We start from the raw sequence: 17706 nt of genomic DNA on the forward strand, positions 1-17706 counted from the left end.
TCGGACATTATTCTCGGGGCCCGAGCTGCGGGAGGTGGGCGATCACCCTGCGCAGCGGCAGTGGCAGGCTCCTGCCGGGGCGTGCCCATGCCGCCAGGGTGCGCTCGGCGTCCGACACATGCTCAGGTTCGACGTCCGGTAGGTACAAGCTGTCGATGAGCACACTCGCCTCGGCGGGATCGGAGATCTCCCGCCGGAACACCCGACGCTCGTCAGCGTCGACGACGAGCGCGTGCTCGCGCAAGACGTCCGCCAGTCCATCGAGTGCGTGCGGGTTCGGCCAGGGCTGAGTTAGAACACCGAGCGCGCGCATGAGCCGCCACCACATGAACGCACCTCGGCGGGGTCCGCCCAACGACGCTGGGACAAGCGCGACGATCCGGCCGCCTGGCCGGAGTACCCGCACGACTTCTCGCAATACGTCATCCAGCGGGGTAAGAACCTGCAAGCTCATCGCGGCACACACGTCGGCGACCGAGCCATCGGCGAGCGGCAGGCGACCGGCGCGTGCCCGTACCAGCGGGCCACGCCCTGTCGTTTGTGCGAGGACGAGTTCCCCGGCGGAGGCATCGACCCCGAGCCAACGCGAGGCCGCGAGCAGCGGCTGGGTGGGCGCGGAGCCACAGGCGAGGTCAAGCACCGGCCCCTCGCTGCCGGTGAGCGGTCCGGCCAGCCACTGGTAAGGCGTGTCCCCGCCGCCGCTGGTCGCGGCGGCGAGCACCTGTTCGGTGATGCCTGGCCGATCGTCGTGGAAGTCGTCGAGGTAGCGCGACCAGTCGGGTCGGGCGCGGCGAGCGGATTCAGAACGTGATGACGTGGAAGCCATCGTTGACGAGACCCCGAATGCTGGGGTGACCCTCGTACTCGTGGAGCAGATGCACGTCGGCTTCCTTGACGGACGCTTCGGCGTGGAACGCCCCGGCGCAGAACCCGCACGCACCGGCCACCACATCGCGGACGGCCTCGTACAGCTTGTGGGACTTGTGCCCGGGGTCCGACAGGATGCCGGGCCACTGGGTACCCGCCCCGTCGAAGATCAGCCGCACCTCGTCACCGGCATCCTTGAACTCCTTGGTAGCGACGAGCGCGTTCACCGCCCGGCCAAGATCACCATGCGTTTCGACGTCGGCGAGCACCACTATCGCTGCCTTCGACATGATTGTTCATCCCTCCTTGGTGAGAGTTCTTGAACCAGGAGGTACCCACTACGACTCCGCTCACTACCGAACTGTCAGCGGGCCGACACTCACCTGACCTTCTCCGGCCGCGCCCTACGCGACCGCGGTCTCCTCCGCATCCGCGTCAACGACGCGGAACCGGTTCGTGGACTCCTTGGTGAACTCCAAGAACCGCGAGAGCGGCCCGTCATGAGTCAGGTGGAGCTCGTGCATGGCCCTGGTGCAGGCGATGTAGAGCATGCACCTATCCATGTCGTTCGCATAGTTCGTGTCGTCCACATCCGGGACGATCACGACGTCGAACTCCAGGCCCTTGGCGATGTGGGCTGAGGTGATGATGACGCCAGCGGCGAACGCCGTGCTGTCGTAGTCGAGGAAGGTCAGCTCGACACCGGCATCTGACAAGGCGCGATGCAGGGCTTTCGCCTGCGCGACGGTCTTGCAGACAATGCCGAGGGAGCGATGGTCGCTGTGCCCGTGCCGCTCGACGAGTTTCCGGATGTGCGTCTCCTGCTCCCGCTGATCCGCGCAGGCGACGACCTGGGGTGGCAGCCCATGGCGCTCAATCGGCACGAGCTTGTCATTCCGGGAAATATTCTGGGCGAAATCCGTGATCTCGGTCGTTGACCGGTAACTCTTGCACAATTCAAGGCAGTCGGCGTCCGGAAATATACTGTGAATTGTGGCCAGCGACGAAGAACTGAACGGATTAACCGACTGGTTGGCGTCTCCGAGAATCGTCATCTGACAGGAGAACAACTCGCGCAGCACGGCGTACTGGATGGGCGTGTAGTCCTGCATCTCGTCGACAAGGAGGTGACGTATGTGGCTGAAGTTCTCCTGCCGGGCCGTCCTGATCATGGTGTAGATCAGTGGGAACACATCGGCGTACTCGATCTTTTTCTTACCGAGCGGCTTGAACATGCCGCGGCGGGCTGGGTCCTGCTGATAGAACGCCTTGTAGATCGCGAACGAGTCCTTATAGGGAAACATCGCGCGGACCTGCTTGCGGACGCTGGTGGTGTCGGCGGCGGACCACTTTCCGCCCTTGTCCCTCACCTCGTTCTTAAGCAGATGAACAGCGGTATTGGCCACGTGGTCGAGCCGCGTGAAGACCGGCAGGTCCCGTGAATCGTTGAACATGTCCACGACCCAGTCGACGGAAAGCCGCTTGCTCTTCTGCTCGATCTCCCCGGGAGCGAATTCCTCGTCCGCACGCGAGGTGACCCATTCATCAAGTTCGGTGACGAACTCGGACGTCGCCTTGTAGCGCATGCGCTCGGCCGACGCTTCGTCGACCTGGTCAAGCAGCTTGACCACCTGTTCGCTGAACGTCTCGTAATCCGTGACCTTCGCGAGGTACTTGCTGGCGATCTTGTTGAAGTCGATCTCCGCGACCTTCTCCTCCCCTAACTCGGGAAGCACGTCGGCGATGTAGTCGCCAAAGACCTTGTTTGGAGACAGGATCATGACGTTGTCGGACGAGAGGGTGTCCTTGAAGCGGTACAGCAGGAAGGCCACCCTGTGCAGGGCGATCGACGTCTTTCCGGAGCCCGCCACACCCTGCAGGATCAGCACCCGCGCTGTCTCGTTGCGAATCACAGCGTTCTGTTCCCGCTGGATGGTCGCGACGATGTTCTTCATCCTGTCATCGGCGGACTGGCTGAGTTCCTGCTGCAGCACCTCGTCACCGATGTTGAGGGAGGTGTCGAACATGTACTTCAGGCGCCCGCCCTCGATCTTGTACTGGCGTTTGCCCGTGATGTCGCCATGGGTGGTGCCCTTGGGGGTATCGAAGAACGCTTCTCCCGACTCGAAGTCGTAGAAGAGACTGGACACCGGGGCCCGCCAGTCGTGGATGACGATCTCCTGGGTCTCGGGATCCGAGAAGTTGTGGATGCCGATGTAGTACGGCGTGGCATCAGCGTCACCGTTCGCGTGGAAGTCGACGCGCCCGAAGTAGGGCGACTCCAGCAGCCGCTCAATACGCTTCTGAAGCATCACCGCGTGCTCAGCCAAGCGGACGGACATGTCCACCTCGCCGCGGTAGTTCGCCTTCTCGGCGAAGTCCATGTCACGCAGGTTGTCCCACAGATGCTTCTTCCGCTCGTCGATGGTCCGGGTGGACTTGTCGATGTCGCCGGTGAGACGCTCCAGTTCCATTGTCAGCAACCGCAGCGTCTCGGCCAGATGCTGGCGCTCGTGTTCTTCGTCTCGCGTCCGCGCGTCCGTCAATGCCATCTCCGGGGTTTCCGTGAAGAACCTACCGTCACGTTAGGGTAGAGTAGCGAGCCATCGCGGTGACCGGCCGGTGGTTTCGGCGGGCGGGGCGCCCAGAGGCGCGCCTCAGCGGCGTCGAGTGAGGTGGTGTGTAGACGTGGCCGAACGGATGCAGATAGGCGAGGTCGCCGAGCGGACCGGGTTGTCCCTGCGCACCATCCGGTATTACGAGGAAGTCGGGCTCGTGACCCCGAGCGCGCGCAGCCAAGGCGGGTTCCGGTTGTATGACGAGTCCGACGTGGCGCGACTAACGCTGGTCAAGCAGATGAAACCACTCGGATTCCATCTGGAGGAGATGCGCGAGCTACTGGCCGCGATCAACCCGGGCAGCGAGTCATCCCATGCCAGCGAGGCAGAGCGGCTGGCGCGGTTGCGCGAGTTCGCCGCGACCGCCGAGCAGCGTTGCGCTGAGTTGCGCGCCCGGCTGTCGGCCGCCGAGGGATTCGCCGCGATGCTACGGATGCAGATCACCGAGTCCAGCACTCCCACCGGCTGACTGATACCCTCACGCGAGGGGAGACTTTCCGGTCGCGAGCCTGCTCACCGAACACGACTGAGCTCAGTGGCCTGACGTCACAGCGCGGTCAGTGCCGATCGCGATCGATACTGAGGGAGCCTGTTCTGACTTCGTCGCTGTCCCGTGCCCGCCCGCGTGCGGCATCCGGGTTCTACGGCTGGCATATCGTCGGCTGGTGCGCGGTGCTCGTCGCGGCGACCGCGCCGGGTCAGACCGCGGCCGTGTCAGTGTTCATCGATCCGATGATCGCCGAGCTCGGCATCAGCCGGTCCGCCGTCTCTCTCGCCTACCTCGTCGGCACACTGTCCGGAGCGGCGGCGATGCCGTTCGTCGGGCGCGCGCTCGACCGTTACGGCGCTCGGCGGGTCATGGTCTGTGTCGCGGCGGTGTTCGCGGTCGCCTTGTTCGGCCTGTCGGCCGTCAGCGGCATCGTGGGACTGACCGCCGGGTTCGTCGTCATCCGCATGGCGGGCCAAGGCGCGCTGAATCTGGCTGCCACCACCGTTGTCGCCCTGTGGTTCCATCGCCGTCGCGGCACCGCCATCGGCATCGTCGGCGCCATCGGGGCGTCCGCGATCTCCCTCGCCCCGGTCCTGCTCGAACGACTCATCGCGCACTGGGGTTGGCGCACCACATGGCTCGCCGAGGGCGTGTTCGTCGCCGTCGTCGTCATTCCCATCGTGTGGTTCGCCATCCGTGACCGGCCCGCCGACCTCGGCCAGCGCCCGGACGGCGTCGGCGACGAGCCTGACACGGCCGCGGCGGATGGCTGGGGCATGACCCGGGCCGCCGCGCTGCGCACCCCGTTCTTCTGGGTGCTCACCGCCATGGTCGCCAGCATCTGGATGCTCGTCACCGGCATCAATTTCCACCAGATCAGCCTGCTCACCGCGCAGGGTCTGACCACGGTCGAAGCCGCGGGCAACTTCATCCCGCAAACCATCGCCAACCTCGCCGCCACCTTCGCGGCGGGCTACCTGACCGACCGCATCGGCGCCCGCTATCTCATCCTCGCGAGCATGGCTACCCTGGCCGCCGCGCTCGCGATCGGCACGTCCGTCACCAGCGGCATGGTCGCGATCGCCTTCGGCGCACTCGTCGGCACCGCGGGCGGTGCCGTCCGCGGCTTCGAGGCGGCCACGTTCACGCACCACTTCGGCACCCGCCACATCGGCGCCATTCGCGGGGTCGTCACCGCCATCAGCGTCGCCGCCTCCGCCTTCGGCCCGCTGTTGTTCGCCACGATCCACGACGTCACCGATAGCTACGCCCCCGCACTACTCGGCGCGCTCGCGTTCCCGGCGGCCGTGATGGTCGCGGCCATCGTCGTCCCCGCCCCTTCCAAGCAGACAGAGGTCATACGATGAAACGGTTCGAAGAACTCGACTGGCGCCGGACCCCGATGGGCGAACTGACGCTGCGTCGTCGCTGGGACCCCACAGTCAATACCGAGGTCTACGAGATCAAACTCGACGACGAGTTCCTCATGTCCAGCTTATTCACGAGCGCCGAAGAAGAGATCGCCCACCGCGCGCTCGCCGCATTGCCAGGCACCGACCTCGACATCGCCGTCGGCGGACTCGGACTCGGCTACACGGCACAAGCCGTCCTCGCCAGCGACCGAGTACGGTCCTTGCTCGTCATCGACACACTCAGCGAGGTCATCGACTGGCACCAACGCGGTCTCATCCCCGCGGGCGAGCAACTCGCGGCTGATACCCGTTGCACCCTCCGCCATGGCGACTTCTTCGCCCTCAACCACTCCCCCGCGGGACTCGACTCCGACCAACCAGGCAGGCAGTTCCACGCCATCGTCGTCGACATCGACCACTCACCGCGGCACCTGCTCGATCCCGCGCACGCCGACTTCTACACGCCAGGCGGCCTTCAGCGCCTCGCCACGCACCTGCATCCCGGGGGCGTGTTCACGCTGTGGTCCAACGACCCACCCGACGAGGAGTTCACCACCCATCTCCAGCACGACTTCATTGACGTGTGCGCTGACGTCGTCACATTCGACAACCCGTTGCAACAGCGCTCCGCCACCGCAACCGTCTACCTGGCGAAGACGCCGGTGCCGTGACCCGAGCACGACAGGCGGCTCCTCGGGAGATCAAACGTTTCTGTCAACGGCGTTTCTTGGGATGCAGCAAGTCTTCGACCTGATCGGACTGCGTGCGCTCCCGCTCGTGCGACTTCGCCTTCTTCGCGGCGCGCTTCTCCTTGAGTGATTTGCCCGCCTTCTTGGACATGTGCTGGCGAGGGGACTTGTCGGCCATCGTGACCTCCTAGTTGAGAGCCAAGATGGCTCCGCTGCCTCGACACTACGCCTCGGACAGCCTTCGCGCTCGCGGCAATCGTCGCAAACGACGTGGGCTATTCGACCCTGATCACCACACCTCTACCGTTCACCCGATAGTGGACTTAAGACAATCGGCGCCATAGGTTGTTCAGAGAAACAACTCGTTCGGTGGCCGGGAGGCCCCATGAACAGTATCCCGCCGAGTCTGGCGATCGCGCCCCCACCGCCCTACCCCACGTTGGCGATGTAGCCACCATGCACCGGCCAACCTGGCAACCGGAGTACCCAGCCCGAGTCGTCCTCGCGGCGGCCATAGCCGCCGCACTGGTACTGAGTTTGTGGTCCGTGCACGGTCTCGTGAGCCTCTCCGGCGGCACCGACCTGGCGGACGAGTCCCAGTCGGCCTCCCCCGTACAGCAGCCACCCGCTGGGTCGCTTCCGCAAGACGACGCACCGGCGAAGGGACAAGGGGCACCCACCCCGAAGTCCCCGATCGCGTCCGCGGAGCGCACTGCCCAGCGGAACGAGTCCTCCCGCTCGGCGCCAATGCGGAACTGGCTCGACCCTCGCTCTGCTCTCCTGGGGTCCGCCGTCACACGGGTTCCGGTAGGTGCGAACCAAGCAGGAAACGCACCGCGCTCGGGCGGAAGCGGCGATAACAACGATTCCGACTCCCCAGGGCCAGGCGGACCGTCAGGCCCTGGCGCTCCCGATCTCCCCGGGGTCACACCGCCATCACCGCCTGCTGTCCCCGATACACCCAAGGCGGACACGGGAAAGGCACGCAAGACCCTGGCGAACGCGACCGCGGCGATGGCCGCCGTGCCACGCACGGTTGACGGCATGGACGTCGACGCCTACGTCCGCAAGTACAGCACCGAGATGGGGTCACAGATCCGCCGCGTCGAACGCCGCGTCACAAGGGCGCTGTCCGACACGAGCCCGCCCAAGGACGCTGACGACAAGCCTCGACGGGACAACCGGAAGCAGACGACCAAACGGCAGCGGCGCGGCGACGTCCGTGGCATCGACGTCAGCGGCTGGCAGAAGAACGTCAACTGGAAGTACTGGTGGAACAAGGGCAAGCGGTTCGCCTACGTCAAAGCCACCGAGGGCACCGGCTACAAGAACCCGTACTACTCCCAGCAGTACAACGGCTCGCGCAGGGTCGGCATGATCAGAGGCGCCTACCATTTCGCGCTGCCCAACCGATCAAGCGGCGCAGCCCAAGCCGTCTACTTCATCACGAACGGCGGTGGCTGGTCGCGCGACGGCAAGACATTGCCCGGCGCGCTGGACCTCGAATGGAACCCCTACGGCCCAGCCTGCTACGGCAAGTCCAAGGGCGGAATGCGGGCGTGGATCAAGGCATTCCACGACACCTACAAGGCACGCACCGGTCGCTGGCCCGTCATCTACACCTCCACGAGCTGGTGGAGCCACTGCGTCGGCGGCGGCCACGGCTTCGGCAAGACCGTTCCACTCTGGGTGGCCCGCTACTCCAACAACGTCGGCGCGCTGCCACCCGGCTGGAGCCGCTACACCTTCTGGCAGTACAGCAGCGACCCGATCGACCAAAACAAGTTCAACGGACGCTACGCGCGGCTACAGGCACTCGCCAACGGCAGGTAATCGCGCCGCGAGTCGCACGATCATTCCCGATCATTAATGTTTCATTAAACAAAACTACAGTCTTGTTATATACAACAATTTGAGTGACGTTCGTTGATTTAGCATCTTGCCCCTGAAACGCTGAATAACACGGTCGAATGAATACTTGCACATATCGCACGCTTTTCCGCGGGAAGGATTAGCGAACAAGCGAGGGCTGACCAATGGCACAGCGATTTCCCATGATTGCCGGCTCGGTGGCTATCGCGCTCGGCATCGCCGCGATGGTCGGCGCTGGAACCAGCACGGCGCAGGAACCCACACCCGAAGAGGATCCGGTCGCCACCACGGAGATTCCGCCGCCACCGACCTCATCGGAGACCACGACGACCTCATCGGACATGACGACGGAGTCGGAAACGACGTCCCAGGCGCCGCCAAGCGTGCCGACCTCGCCGACCACGCCGTCAGAGACCATCGATCCGACCAATCCACCGACAACGTTGCCGCCCACGAGTACGACCAGCGACACGACGACCGCAGCGTCGACGACATCCGATACGACGATGTTCGCACCAGCACCGACAGACGGCGGTTCGTCACACCATCTCGCGGCCACCGGCTCACCGCTGCCAGGACTGTGGTTCGCCGGATTCCTGCTGACCGCCTTTGGAGTGATCACCCTCTTGCTGGCCCGCCTCATCCGGTTGGAGACAGAAGAGTCGAGCCGATTCGGCCAGTCTCACCTACGTGCCAACTGAATTCCGGACCCGCGCATCGCGCGGCCGCCGTTGTGGACCGTCCCTGTCGGTGTTGGCGATAATGTGACCCGTGGCAGTCCTTGATACGCGAGTTCTGCGGCGACAAAAGATCCGCAACGTGGCTCAGGGCGCGTTACTCCTCGCCGCCATGGTCGGTGTGCTGGGGCTAGCGGGATGGCTGCTGTTCGGTAAGCAAGCGTTACTGTGGGTGCTCGCCGGGGGCGCCATCATCGCTCTGTTGCGGCCGCGAGTGCCCGCACGGTGGGTGCTGTCCATGTACGGGGCCCGGCCGCTGCCTAGACACGCGGCGCCACACCTGCACCGCATCGTTGCCGTCCTCGCACAACGAGCGGGCCTTCGGTACTCGCCTGGCTTGTATTACGTGGCGAGCCCGACGGCCAACGCGTTCGCCGTCGGCGAGGATGACGACGCCGCGCTGGCGGTCACCGACGGGCTGCTACGCAGGTTGACCACGCGGCAACTCGCCGGTGTGCTCGCGCACGAGGTGAGCCACATCCGCAACGGCGACACCGCGATCATGAGCTTGTCGGACAGTATCGGTCGGTTCGTCCAGGTGATGTCGTATGTCGGCCTGGCATCGATCATTCTTACTCTCCCGCTGACCCTCAGTGCCGGAGATCCCACACCGCTGTTGCTGTCCGGGGTCTTCGTGGTGCTACCGAACCTGGTCACGCTCCTGCAGCTGGCGCTGGCGCGCTCACGGGAGTACGAGGCCGACCTGGAGGGAGTCTCGCTCACCGGCGACCCCGAGGGGCTCGCGCAGGGCCTGATCGTGCTGGAACGGCTCGAAGGCCGGATCTGGGAGCGCACGATGGTGCCTCACGGGAGATCCTCGGACACCTTGCTGCTGCGAACCCACCCACCGACCGCCGAACGCGTCCGCAGGCTGGCCGAACTCACCCCGGTACGGCAGCGCCATCTCGGCGTGGATCGACCCGTAACACTGGCGGGTTACCCCCAGGTCGCCACCGCACCACGCCTTCGGATACCAGGAATCCGCTGGTAACCGGGGTCACCGAGGTATCCGGCGGTCGAGTACCCAGGCTAGGCGCGACGTGCGCGATGGCATGTGAACCGGGATATCGTGTGGCGTGCTCTTACGACAGCTTGAGTACCTGTGCGCACTCGCCCGGGAGCGGCATTTCGGTCGTGCCGCGGAGGTATGTCATGTCTCGCAACCCGCGTTATCGGCAGCGATCCGGAAGCTGGAGGCCGAGCTCGACGTACAGATCGTGCGGCGGGGGCAGAAGTTCGGTGGCCTCACGCCCGAAGGCCAGCAGGTGCTCTCGTGGGCACACCGGATCCTCGCCGATGAGGAGGCGCTGCGGCAGCAGCTATCCGGGATGCGCGATGGCCTGTCGGGAACGCTTCGGATCGGCGCGATTCCCACCGCGTTGACGGTGGCCTCGCTGCTGGCGCGGCCCTTACACGAGCAGCATCCGCAGGTGTGGCTATCACTGGAGTCGTTGACCTCGCGGCAGATCGTGCACCGGCTGAGCGAGTTCGAGCTCGACGTCGGGATGACCTATGTCGACGGTGAGCCGCTGGGTTCGGTGCACACCGTCCCGCTTTACGTCGAGCGATATCTGCTGCTGACCCCACGCGAGAACGAGATATCGAAGCGGCCGGTCGTCAGCTGGGCGGAGGCGGCGGAGCTGCCGCTTTGCCTGTTCTCGCCGGTCATGCAAAATCGCCGCATCCTGGACCGCAACTTCGCCGATGCGGGAGTCGCGGTGCATCCCGTGGTCGAAACGGACACCGTGTCCGCGGTGTACGCGCACGTCCGGTCGATGCGCCTGTCTAGCGTGATCGCGCACGCCTGGCTGCATCTGTTCGGTGTTCCCGAAGACATGCGGGTGATCCCGATCGAGCAGCCACGACACGAGTATCACGTGGGCCTTGTGCTCGCCGGCCGACGGTCGGAGTCACTGCTGGCGAACGCCTTGCTCGGTGTGGCGCGCGAAATGGACCTGGCAGGCGAGCTTGATCGCATCATGCGGCAGTGGGTGAATCCGGCTGCTGACGGACAGGAAAAATGAAACCGCCCGAGCCCATAGGACACCGCTGCCGATAAACAGCGGTTATGGGTCCATCGACAACAACGCTTTGACCCGGGTCTTTCCGCTGCATACCGTCAATTCATGACGGTGATCAGTACAACGAGGTACACGGTGGTCACACTGCCGTTCCGCCATCGTGCCCGAGAGGTGGCCGGTTCTCATGCGTGAAAGAACCGAAAGCATGCCCGACTTGGTCCGAGCGATTGTCGCCGAACACCGGACCACCCGAGGCGCATTGCTTCCGATCTTGCACGACATCCAAGACAGGTTCGGCTTCATCGACCCCGACGTGGTGCCCATTCTCGCCCACGAGTTGAACATGTCTCGCGCGGACGTGCACGGCGTCATCACCTTCTACACCGACTTCCATGACGAACCAGCGGGGACTGCGACGGTGCGGGTGTGCCGCGGCGAGGCCTGCCAGTCGGTTGGTGCCGACAAGCTCGTCGCGGACGCTGAGCAGGTGTTCGGTGTCAAGACAGGGCAAACCACGCCAGACCGCTCGGTGACGTTGCGGCAGGTGTTTTGCCTCGGCAACTGCGCGCTGGGGCCAGCAGCACAGATCAATGGACGGCTGTACGGCCGGGTCGATCGCGGCAGGCTGATCGAGGTACTGGCGAACGAGGGGGACTCATGATCACCGTCTATGTGCCACGCGACTCGGCCGCGGGGTCGGTGGGTGCCGATGAGGTCGCCGCCGCTCTCGAGCATGCGGCGGGTGAACGGATTCGTATCGTGCGTACCGGCTCGCGCGGCATGTTATGGCTGGAGCCGCTCATCGAGGTGGCGACCGAGCGAGGCAGGGTCGGCTACGGGCCGGTCAGCCCGCGGCAGGTGCCAGAGCTGATCGATGCGGGCCTCCTCGATGGCGCTGACCATGAGCTGTGTGTCGGCGTCGTTGCGGAGTTGCCGTGGCTGCGCGACCAGCAGCGGCTGTGCTTCGCGAGGGTCGGCGTCACCGATCCGCTGTCGCCAACGGACTACGAGGCGCACGGAGGACTCACCGGGTTGCGACAGGCGCTCGAGCGTACGCCCGCCGACGTCGTTGCCGAGGTGACCGAGTCCGGCCTGCGCGGCAGGGGTGGTGCTGGCTTCCCCGCTGGTATCAAGTGGCGGACGGTGCTGGACACCCCTGGCGAGACGAAGTTCGTGTGCTGCAACGCCGACGAGGGCGACTCCGGCACGTTCGCAGACCGGATGCTGATGGAAGGCGACCCGTTCTGCCTGATCGAGGGCATGACCATCGCGGCCCACGCCGTCGGGGCGTCCGAGGGATACATCTACGTGCGCTCGGAGTATCCGGACGCCGTCGCCACGCTGCGCCGAGCCATCGACATCGCCTACGAGCACGGTTGGCTCGGCGACAACGTGCTCGGCTCCGGGCTGACATTCGATCTCTACGTGCGGGTCGGCGCGGGCGCCTACATTTGTGGCGAAGAAACCTCCATGCTGGAGAGCCTGGAGGGCAAGCGCGGGATGGTGCGCTCCAAACCGCCCATCCCTGCCATCACCGGACTGTTCGGCAAGCCGACCGTGGTGAACAACGTGCTCACGCTCGCCAGCGTTCCCCGCATCATGGCCGATGGCGGGGCGGCCTACGCCGAGCACGGTGTCGAGCGCTCCCGGGGAACGCAGGTGTTCCAGCTGGCGGGCAACATCGCCCGGGGTGGGGTGTTCGAGACGTCGTTCGGCATCACGCTCGACGAGTTGGTCAACGGCTACGGCGGCGGCACTCGCTCGGGCAGGCCGGTGCGGGCGGTACAGGTGGGTGGCCCGTTGGGGTCGTACGTGCCGGTGTCGCGGTTCGATCTGCCCACCGACTACGAGGCGTTCGCCGAGGCTGAGGCGATGCTCGGCCACGGCGGGATCGTCGTCTTCGACGACACCGTTGATATGTCCAAAATGGCGCGATTCGCCATGGAGTTCTGCGCCGAGGAGTCCTGCGGCAAATGCACCCCGTGCCGGGTCGGCTCGGTACGCGGGGTGGAGGTGATCGACCGGATCACCGGCGGCGAAGACCCCGACGGAAACTTGGCGGTGCTCAACGATTTGTGCGAGCTGATGACGGACGGCTCGCTGTGCGCGATGGGCGGACTGACCCCCAACCCAGTTCGGTCCGCGCTCCAGCATTTCCCTGACGACTTCACCCCCACCCGCGAACAGACGCCGTAACAGCGGCGGCCCGCGAACCGGCGAGGAAACAGACAGCCAACCGCGAACAGCGAGGAAACCATGGCGCTACTGAAGGAACCCGATTTCGGTACCCCTGCCAAACCCGGCCCGGCGACGGTGTCGGTCGAGGTGGATGGGCACCCGGTGACGGTGCCGGAGGGCACCTCGGTGATGCGCGCCGCCGCGTTGAGCGGGATCGAGATCCCGAAGCTGTGCGCGACCGACAGCCTTGAGGCGTTCGGCTCGTGTCGACTGTGCCTGGTCGAGGTCGACGGAAAGAACGGCACCCCCGCCTCGTGCACGACCCCGGTGGCTGACGGGATGAAGGTACGCACCCAGACGCCCCGGCTGGAGAAGCTACGTCAGGGCGTGATGGAGCTCTACATCTCGGACCACCCGCTCGACTGCCTGACCTGCTCGGCCAACGGCGACTGCGAGCTGCAGGACATGTCGGGCATCGTCGGGTTGCGACAGGTGCGCTACGGCTACGAAGGTGAGAACCACCTCGACCTCGGAAAGGACACCTCCAACCCCTATTTCGACTTCGACCCGTCGAAGTGCATCGCCTGTTCCCGCTGCGTGCGAGCCTGCGGCGAAGTCCAGGGCACGTTCGCGCTCACCATCGAGGGCCGTGGCTTCGAGTCCAAGGTCTCCGCGGGCGCGGGTGAGCTGTTCATGGACTCCGAGTGCGTCTCGTGTGGCGCGTGCGTGCAGGCGTGTCCGACCGCGACACTGCAAGAGAAGTCCGTTGTCGATCTCGGTATGCCGAACCGCACCGTGCTGACGACGTGTGCCTACTGCGGGGTCGGTTGCTCGTTCAAGGCCGAGCTGCGCGGCGACGAGCTGGTGCGGATGGTGCCCTACAAGGACGGCGGCGCCAACGAAGGCCACTCGTGTGTGAAGGGCCGGTTCGCGTTCGGTTACGCCACCCACCCCGACCGGGTCACGACACCGATGGTCCGGGACTCCATCGACGACGAATGGCGCGAGGTCGACTGGGACACCGCGATCAACCACGTCGCCACCCGATTCCGCGAGCTGCAGGACACCTACGGCCAGGGCGCCATCGGTGGGATCACGTCGTCGCGCTGTACCAACGAAGAGGTCTACGTGGTGCAGAAGATGGTGCGGGCGGCGTTCGGCAACAACAACGTCGACACCTGCGCCCGCGTGTGCCACTCACCGACCGGTTACGGGCTGAAACAGACCTTCGGCACCTCGGCGGGCACCCAGGACTTCCGGTCGGTGGCCGCCGCCGACGTGATCGTGGTGATCGGGGCGAACCCGACCGACGCGCACCCGGTGTTCGCCTCCCGCATGAAGCGCAGGCTGCGCGAGGGCGCGAAGCTCATCGTCGCCGACCCCCGGCGGATCGACCTGGTGCGCTCGCCATACATCGAGGCCAGCCATCACCTGCAGCTCACCCCGGGCACCAACGTGGCTGTCGTGAACGCCATGGCGCACGTCGTCGTCACCGAGGGCCTTGTCGATGAGTCCTTTGTGGCCGATCGATGTGAGGAGTTCGACGCCTGGGCGGAGTTCATCGCCCGCGAGGAGAACAGCCCCGAGGCCGTCGAGGCGATCACCGGCGTGCCCGCCGAGCAGTTGCGGGAAGCGGCCAGGCTGTATGCCACCGGTGGCAACGCCGCCATCTATTACGGCCTCGGCGTCACCGAACACAGCCAAGGCTCGACCATGGTGATGGGCATGGCCAACCTCGCGATGGCCACCGGCAACATCGGCCGCGAGGGCGTCGGCGTCAACCCGCTGCGAGGACAGAACAATGTGCAGGGCTCCTGCGACATGGGGTCGTTCCCGCACGAGCTGTCCGGCTACCGTCACGTGTCCGACGACGCCGTCCGCGAGGTATTCGAGACGCTCTGGCAACGGCCCATCATTCCCGAGCCGGGGCTGCGGATCCCGAACATGTTCGACTCCGCGCTGGACGGCAGCTTCCGTGGCCTGTTCGTCCAGGGTGAGGACATCGCGCAGTCCGACCCCAACATCCAGCATGTGCACGCCGCGCTTGAGGCCATGGATCTGGTCGTGGTCCAAGACCTCTTTCTCAACGAGACCGCGAAGTTCGCCCACGTCTTCCTGCCAGGAACGTCATTCCTGGAGAAGGACGGCACGTTCACCAACGCCGAGCGCCGCATCAACCGGGTCCGCCCGGTCATGTCATCCAAGACCGGCAAGCATGAATGGGAAGTGCCCTGCGAGATCGCCGAGGCCATGGGCTACGAGATGTCGTACGACCATCCGAGCGAGATCATGGACGAGATCGCCTCTGTCACCCCCACCTTCGCAGGCGTGTCCTTCGACAAGCTGGACAAGCTTGGCAGCGTGCAGTGGCCGTGCAACGAGGCCGCCCCGGAAGGCACCCCCACCATGCACGTCGACGCCTTCGTGCGGGGCAAGGGCAAGTTCGTGGCCACACCGTTCGTGGCGACCACCGAACGCAGCAGCCGCAAGTTCCCGCTGCTGCTGACCACCGGACGCATCCTCAGCCAGTACAACGTCGGCGCGCAGACCCGCCGCACCGCCAACGTCGCCTGGCATCCAGAGGACGTCCTCGAGTTGCATCCGCACGATGCCGAGGAACGCGGCATCAGCGACGGCGACGACGTCACCCTCAGCAGCAGGGTCGGCCGCACCCACCTCCGTGCGATGATCTCCGACCGGATGCCGGTCGGCGTCGTCTACACCACCTTCCACCACCCGGACACGGGCGCTAACGTCGTCACGACCGAGAACTCCGACTGGGCGACCAACTGTCCTGAGTACAAGGTGACCGCCGTCCAAGTCGGCCTCGCCAGGCACACCGACACCGAGCAGGCCCGAGCCGCCGCGGCGAGCCGGTAACAGGAGGAGTCCAGATGAGCGAGCCATCCGCGGCTCCGGTTTCAGCGGACCACGACGCGCGGCACGGCAAGACGCCACCACCGGTCCGGTTGGCCAACGATATCGCCGCGCAGTTCCGGCACCGCACCGCGCAGCAGGCCGCCCAAGAGATCGCCCAGCACATCCGGATGTTCTGGGACCCGAGGATGCGGGCGGAGCTGCTGCGGTGCGCGGCGGCCGACCCAAACTCGCTCGACCCACTGGCGCTGGCCGCGTCCCGGGAGATCAGCTAGCGAGGTAGTGGCCCCGGCGACTTGGAGAGGAGCGTGCTCGGATGGGGCGCATCACCGTCCGACGCAGCGTCACCCGCGTGCGGAGCGGCACCACGTCGACACGGCAGGACACCCTCGTGGTCGAGGAGCCGATGGAGATCCGCCTCGACGGGCGCTCGCTCGCGGTGACGATGCGGACACCGGGCAACGACTTCGAACTGGCCACTGGTTTCCTGGTGACGGAAGGCGTGATCACTTCGGCGGCGGACATCAGGGACCAGCGGTACTGCACCGGGGCCCGGCCGGACACCCGGTACAACATCGTGAACGTGCGGCTGGCTCCCGGGGTGTGTGCGCCCGATCCGTCGGTGGAGCGGTCGTTCTACACGACCAGTTCCTGTGGTATATGCGGTAAGGGCAGCATTGACGCGGTCCGCACGGTCACGCGGTGGCAGGTCGCGGAGGATCCCTCACCCGTCGGTAGCACGGTGCTGGCAGGGTTACCCGAATCGCTCCGGCAGCACCAGGCCGTCTTCGAGCGGACCGGCGGTCTGCACGCCGCAGGGCTGTTCGACACCTCAGGCGAGTTGCTGTGTCTACGCGAGGACGTCGGTCGGCACAACGCGGTGGACAAGGTGATCGGCTGGGCGTGCACGCGGGAGCAGCTCCCGTTACGCGGCCGCGTCCTGCAGGTGAGCGGGCGCGCTTCGTTTGAACTGGTGCAGAAGGCGCTTATGGCGGGCATCCCGATCCTGTCGGCCGTCTCCGCGCCGTCCTCGCTCGCCGTCGACCTCGCCGCGGAGTCCGGCATGACCCTCGCCGGGTTCGTCCGGGGCGAGACCATGAACGTCTACACCGGCGGCCACCGTGTGGACGTCGATACGAATTCGGTCGCCGACTATCCCATTCACGGCGGCGGGAATACCGAAGGCTGTCATATCGCTGCGCTGGGTATGGCTGACGACGTACCCGTAAGGAGCGAGACCTGATGCGCATCGAGATCTGGTCGGACATCGTCTGCCCCTGGTGTGCCATCGGCAAAGCACGCCTGGACCTCGCGCTGGCACAGTTCGAGCACGCTGACGACGTCGACATCCGCTGGCGCAGCTTCGAACTCGACCCCGGCGCCCCCACCGTCCGCGACGGCGACTACGCCACGATGCTCGCCCGCAAATACGGCACCACCGTCGAAGGCGGACACGCGATGATCCGCCGCATGGCCGACGAGGCCGCCCAGTCCGGGCTACGACTCAACTTGGAACGCGCCCGCCCCGGCAATACCTTCGACGGACACCGGCTCCTGCACCTCGCCGCGGACCGCGGCGTCCAAAACGCGGTGAAGGACCGCCTACTACGCGGCTACCTCGCCGAAGGCGAAGCCATCGGCGAACACGACACCCTACTGCGACTGGCGACCGAAGCCGGCCTCGATCCAGACGACGCTCGCACGGTCCTCGACACCAGCGCATACGCTTACGCGGTACGCACCGACGAACGCGAAGCAGCCTCCCACGGCATCAGCGGGGTACCGTACTTCCTCATCGACGGCTGGTACCCACTACCCGGCGCGCAGACCAGCGACGTCATGCTGGACGCACTACGCCAAGCATGGCGCAAGAGCCACCCCGATACCGACACCGCGACCTCCGGCACCGCCAGCGCCCTGGACGGACACCACGACTAGCGCTGCC

General features: G+C 65.7%; 17 protein-coding genes. 13 read left to right on the forward strand and 4 right to left on the reverse strand.

Translation table 11 applies throughout. The features are described 5' to 3' along the window. Nucleotides 1-7: 7 nt before the first annotated feature. From ACFQGD_RS24155 to ACFQGD_RS24165, 3 genes are all read right to left on the reverse strand, one after another. On the reverse strand, nt 8-826 hold the full coding sequence (locus tag ACFQGD_RS24155) for a class I SAM-dependent methyltransferase (RefSeq protein WP_345389543.1): 819 nt from the start codon (nt 824-826) through the stop codon (nt 8-10). Then, nucleotides 801-1157: a hypothetical protein gene (locus ACFQGD_RS24160; protein ID WP_345389546.1), complete on the reverse strand. Its 357-nt coding sequence runs from the start codon at nt 1155-1157 to the stop codon at nt 801-803. The genes ACFQGD_RS24155 and ACFQGD_RS24160 overlap by 26 nt, the downstream gene beginning before the upstream one ends. Nucleotides 1158-1271: 114 nt before the next feature. Then, nucleotides 1272-3419: a HelD family protein gene (locus tag ACFQGD_RS24165; protein WP_345389549.1), complete on the reverse strand. Its 2148-nt coding sequence runs from the start codon at nt 3417-3419 to the stop codon at nt 1272-1274. A 136-nt stretch (nt 3420-3555) separates the two neighbouring features. Between ACFQGD_RS24165 and ACFQGD_RS24170 the strand changes: the two genes are divergently transcribed. The 3 genes from ACFQGD_RS24170 to ACFQGD_RS24180 all read left to right on the forward strand — a co-directional run bounded on the left by ACFQGD_RS24170 (nt 3556) and on the right by ACFQGD_RS24180 (nt 6058). Further along, nucleotides 3556-3954 (forward strand): MerR family transcriptional regulator, encoded by a 399-nt coding sequence (locus ACFQGD_RS24170; RefSeq protein WP_390183652.1) that lies wholly within the window; start codon nt 3556-3558, stop codon nt 3952-3954. A gap of 203 nt (nt 3955-4157) precedes the next feature. Continuing rightward, nucleotides 4158-5342 carry an MFS transporter gene (locus tag ACFQGD_RS24175; protein WP_345389552.1) on the forward strand — a complete coding sequence of 395 codons (1185 nt, stop codon included), beginning with the start codon at nt 4158-4160 and terminating at the stop codon, nt 5340-5342. Beyond that, nucleotides 5339-6058, forward strand: coding sequence for a spermidine synthase family protein (locus ACFQGD_RS24180; protein WP_345389555.1), 720 nt, complete (start codon nt 5339-5341; stop codon nt 6056-6058). The genes ACFQGD_RS24175 and ACFQGD_RS24180 overlap by 4 nt, the downstream gene beginning before the upstream one ends. Nucleotides 6059-6101: 43 nt before the next feature. Here ACFQGD_RS24180 and ACFQGD_RS24185 read toward each other — a convergent pair whose 3' ends face one another. After that, complete coding sequence (locus tag ACFQGD_RS24185) at nt 6102-6254, reverse strand: hypothetical protein (protein WP_345389558.1); 153 nt, start codon at nt 6252-6254, stop codon at nt 6102-6104. Between the two features lie 836 nt (nt 6255-7090). Here ACFQGD_RS24185 and ACFQGD_RS24190 point away from each other — a divergent pair. The 10 genes from ACFQGD_RS24190 to ACFQGD_RS24235 all read left to right on the forward strand — a co-directional run bounded on the left by ACFQGD_RS24190 (nt 7091) and on the right by ACFQGD_RS24235 (nt 17699). Then, a complete protein-coding gene (locus tag ACFQGD_RS24190) occupies nt 7091-7909 on the forward strand; it encodes a lysozyme (protein ID WP_390183654.1) in 819 nt (272 codons plus the stop codon). 221 nt (nt 7910-8130) lie between these two features. Beyond that, nucleotides 8131-8649, forward strand: a complete 519-nt coding sequence (locus tag ACFQGD_RS24195) for a hypothetical protein (protein WP_345389563.1) — start codon at nt 8131-8133, stop codon at nt 8647-8649. A 70-nt stretch (nt 8650-8719) separates the two neighbouring features. Beyond that, the gene (locus tag ACFQGD_RS24200; RefSeq protein ID WP_345389565.1) at nt 8720-9676 is read left to right on the forward strand and encodes a zinc metalloprotease HtpX; all 957 of its coding nucleotides are present in this window, start codon (nt 8720-8722) and stop codon (nt 9674-9676) included. An 85-nt stretch (nt 9677-9761) separates the two neighbouring features. Then, nucleotides 9762-10709, forward strand: coding sequence for a LysR family transcriptional regulator (locus ACFQGD_RS24205; RefSeq protein ID WP_345389568.1), 948 nt, complete (start codon nt 9762-9764; stop codon nt 10707-10709). 202 nt (nt 10710-10911) lie between these two features. Further along, nucleotides 10912-11367: an NADH-quinone oxidoreductase subunit NuoE family protein gene (locus tag ACFQGD_RS24210; RefSeq protein WP_345389571.1), complete on the forward strand. Its 456-nt coding sequence runs from the start codon at nt 10912-10914 to the stop codon at nt 11365-11367. Next, on the forward strand, nt 11364-12902 hold the full coding sequence (locus ACFQGD_RS24215; RefSeq protein WP_345389574.1) for a formate dehydrogenase beta subunit: 1539 nt from the start codon (nt 11364-11366) through the stop codon (nt 12900-12902). Before ACFQGD_RS24210 ends, ACFQGD_RS24215 begins: the two co-directional genes overlap by 4 nt. A gap of 60 nt (nt 12903-12962) precedes the next feature. Then, nucleotides 12963-15764 (forward strand): formate dehydrogenase subunit alpha, encoded by a 2802-nt coding sequence (gene fdhF / locus ACFQGD_RS24220; RefSeq protein ID WP_345389577.1) that lies wholly within the window; start codon nt 12963-12965, stop codon nt 15762-15764. Between the two features lie 14 nt (nt 15765-15778). Beyond that, nucleotides 15779-16036: a formate dehydrogenase subunit delta gene (locus ACFQGD_RS24225; protein ID WP_345389580.1), complete on the forward strand. Its 258-nt coding sequence runs from the start codon at nt 15779-15781 to the stop codon at nt 16034-16036. A 41-nt stretch (nt 16037-16077) separates the two neighbouring features. After that, the gene (gene fdhD / locus ACFQGD_RS24230) at nt 16078-17004 is read left to right on the forward strand and encodes a formate dehydrogenase accessory sulfurtransferase FdhD (protein ID WP_345389583.1); all 927 of its coding nucleotides are present in this window, start codon (nt 16078-16080) and stop codon (nt 17002-17004) included. Further along, nucleotides 17004-17699: a DsbA family oxidoreductase gene (locus ACFQGD_RS24235; RefSeq protein WP_345389586.1), complete on the forward strand. Its 696-nt coding sequence runs from the start codon at nt 17004-17006 to the stop codon at nt 17697-17699. Before fdhD ends, ACFQGD_RS24235 begins: the two co-directional genes overlap by 1 nt. Nucleotides 17700-17706: the final 7 nt, after the last annotated feature.

The organism is Haloechinothrix salitolerans (genome assembly GCF_042662605.1).
Lineage (GTDB): Bacteria > Actinomycetota > Actinomycetes > Mycobacteriales > Pseudonocardiaceae > Haloechinothrix_A > Haloechinothrix_A salitolerans.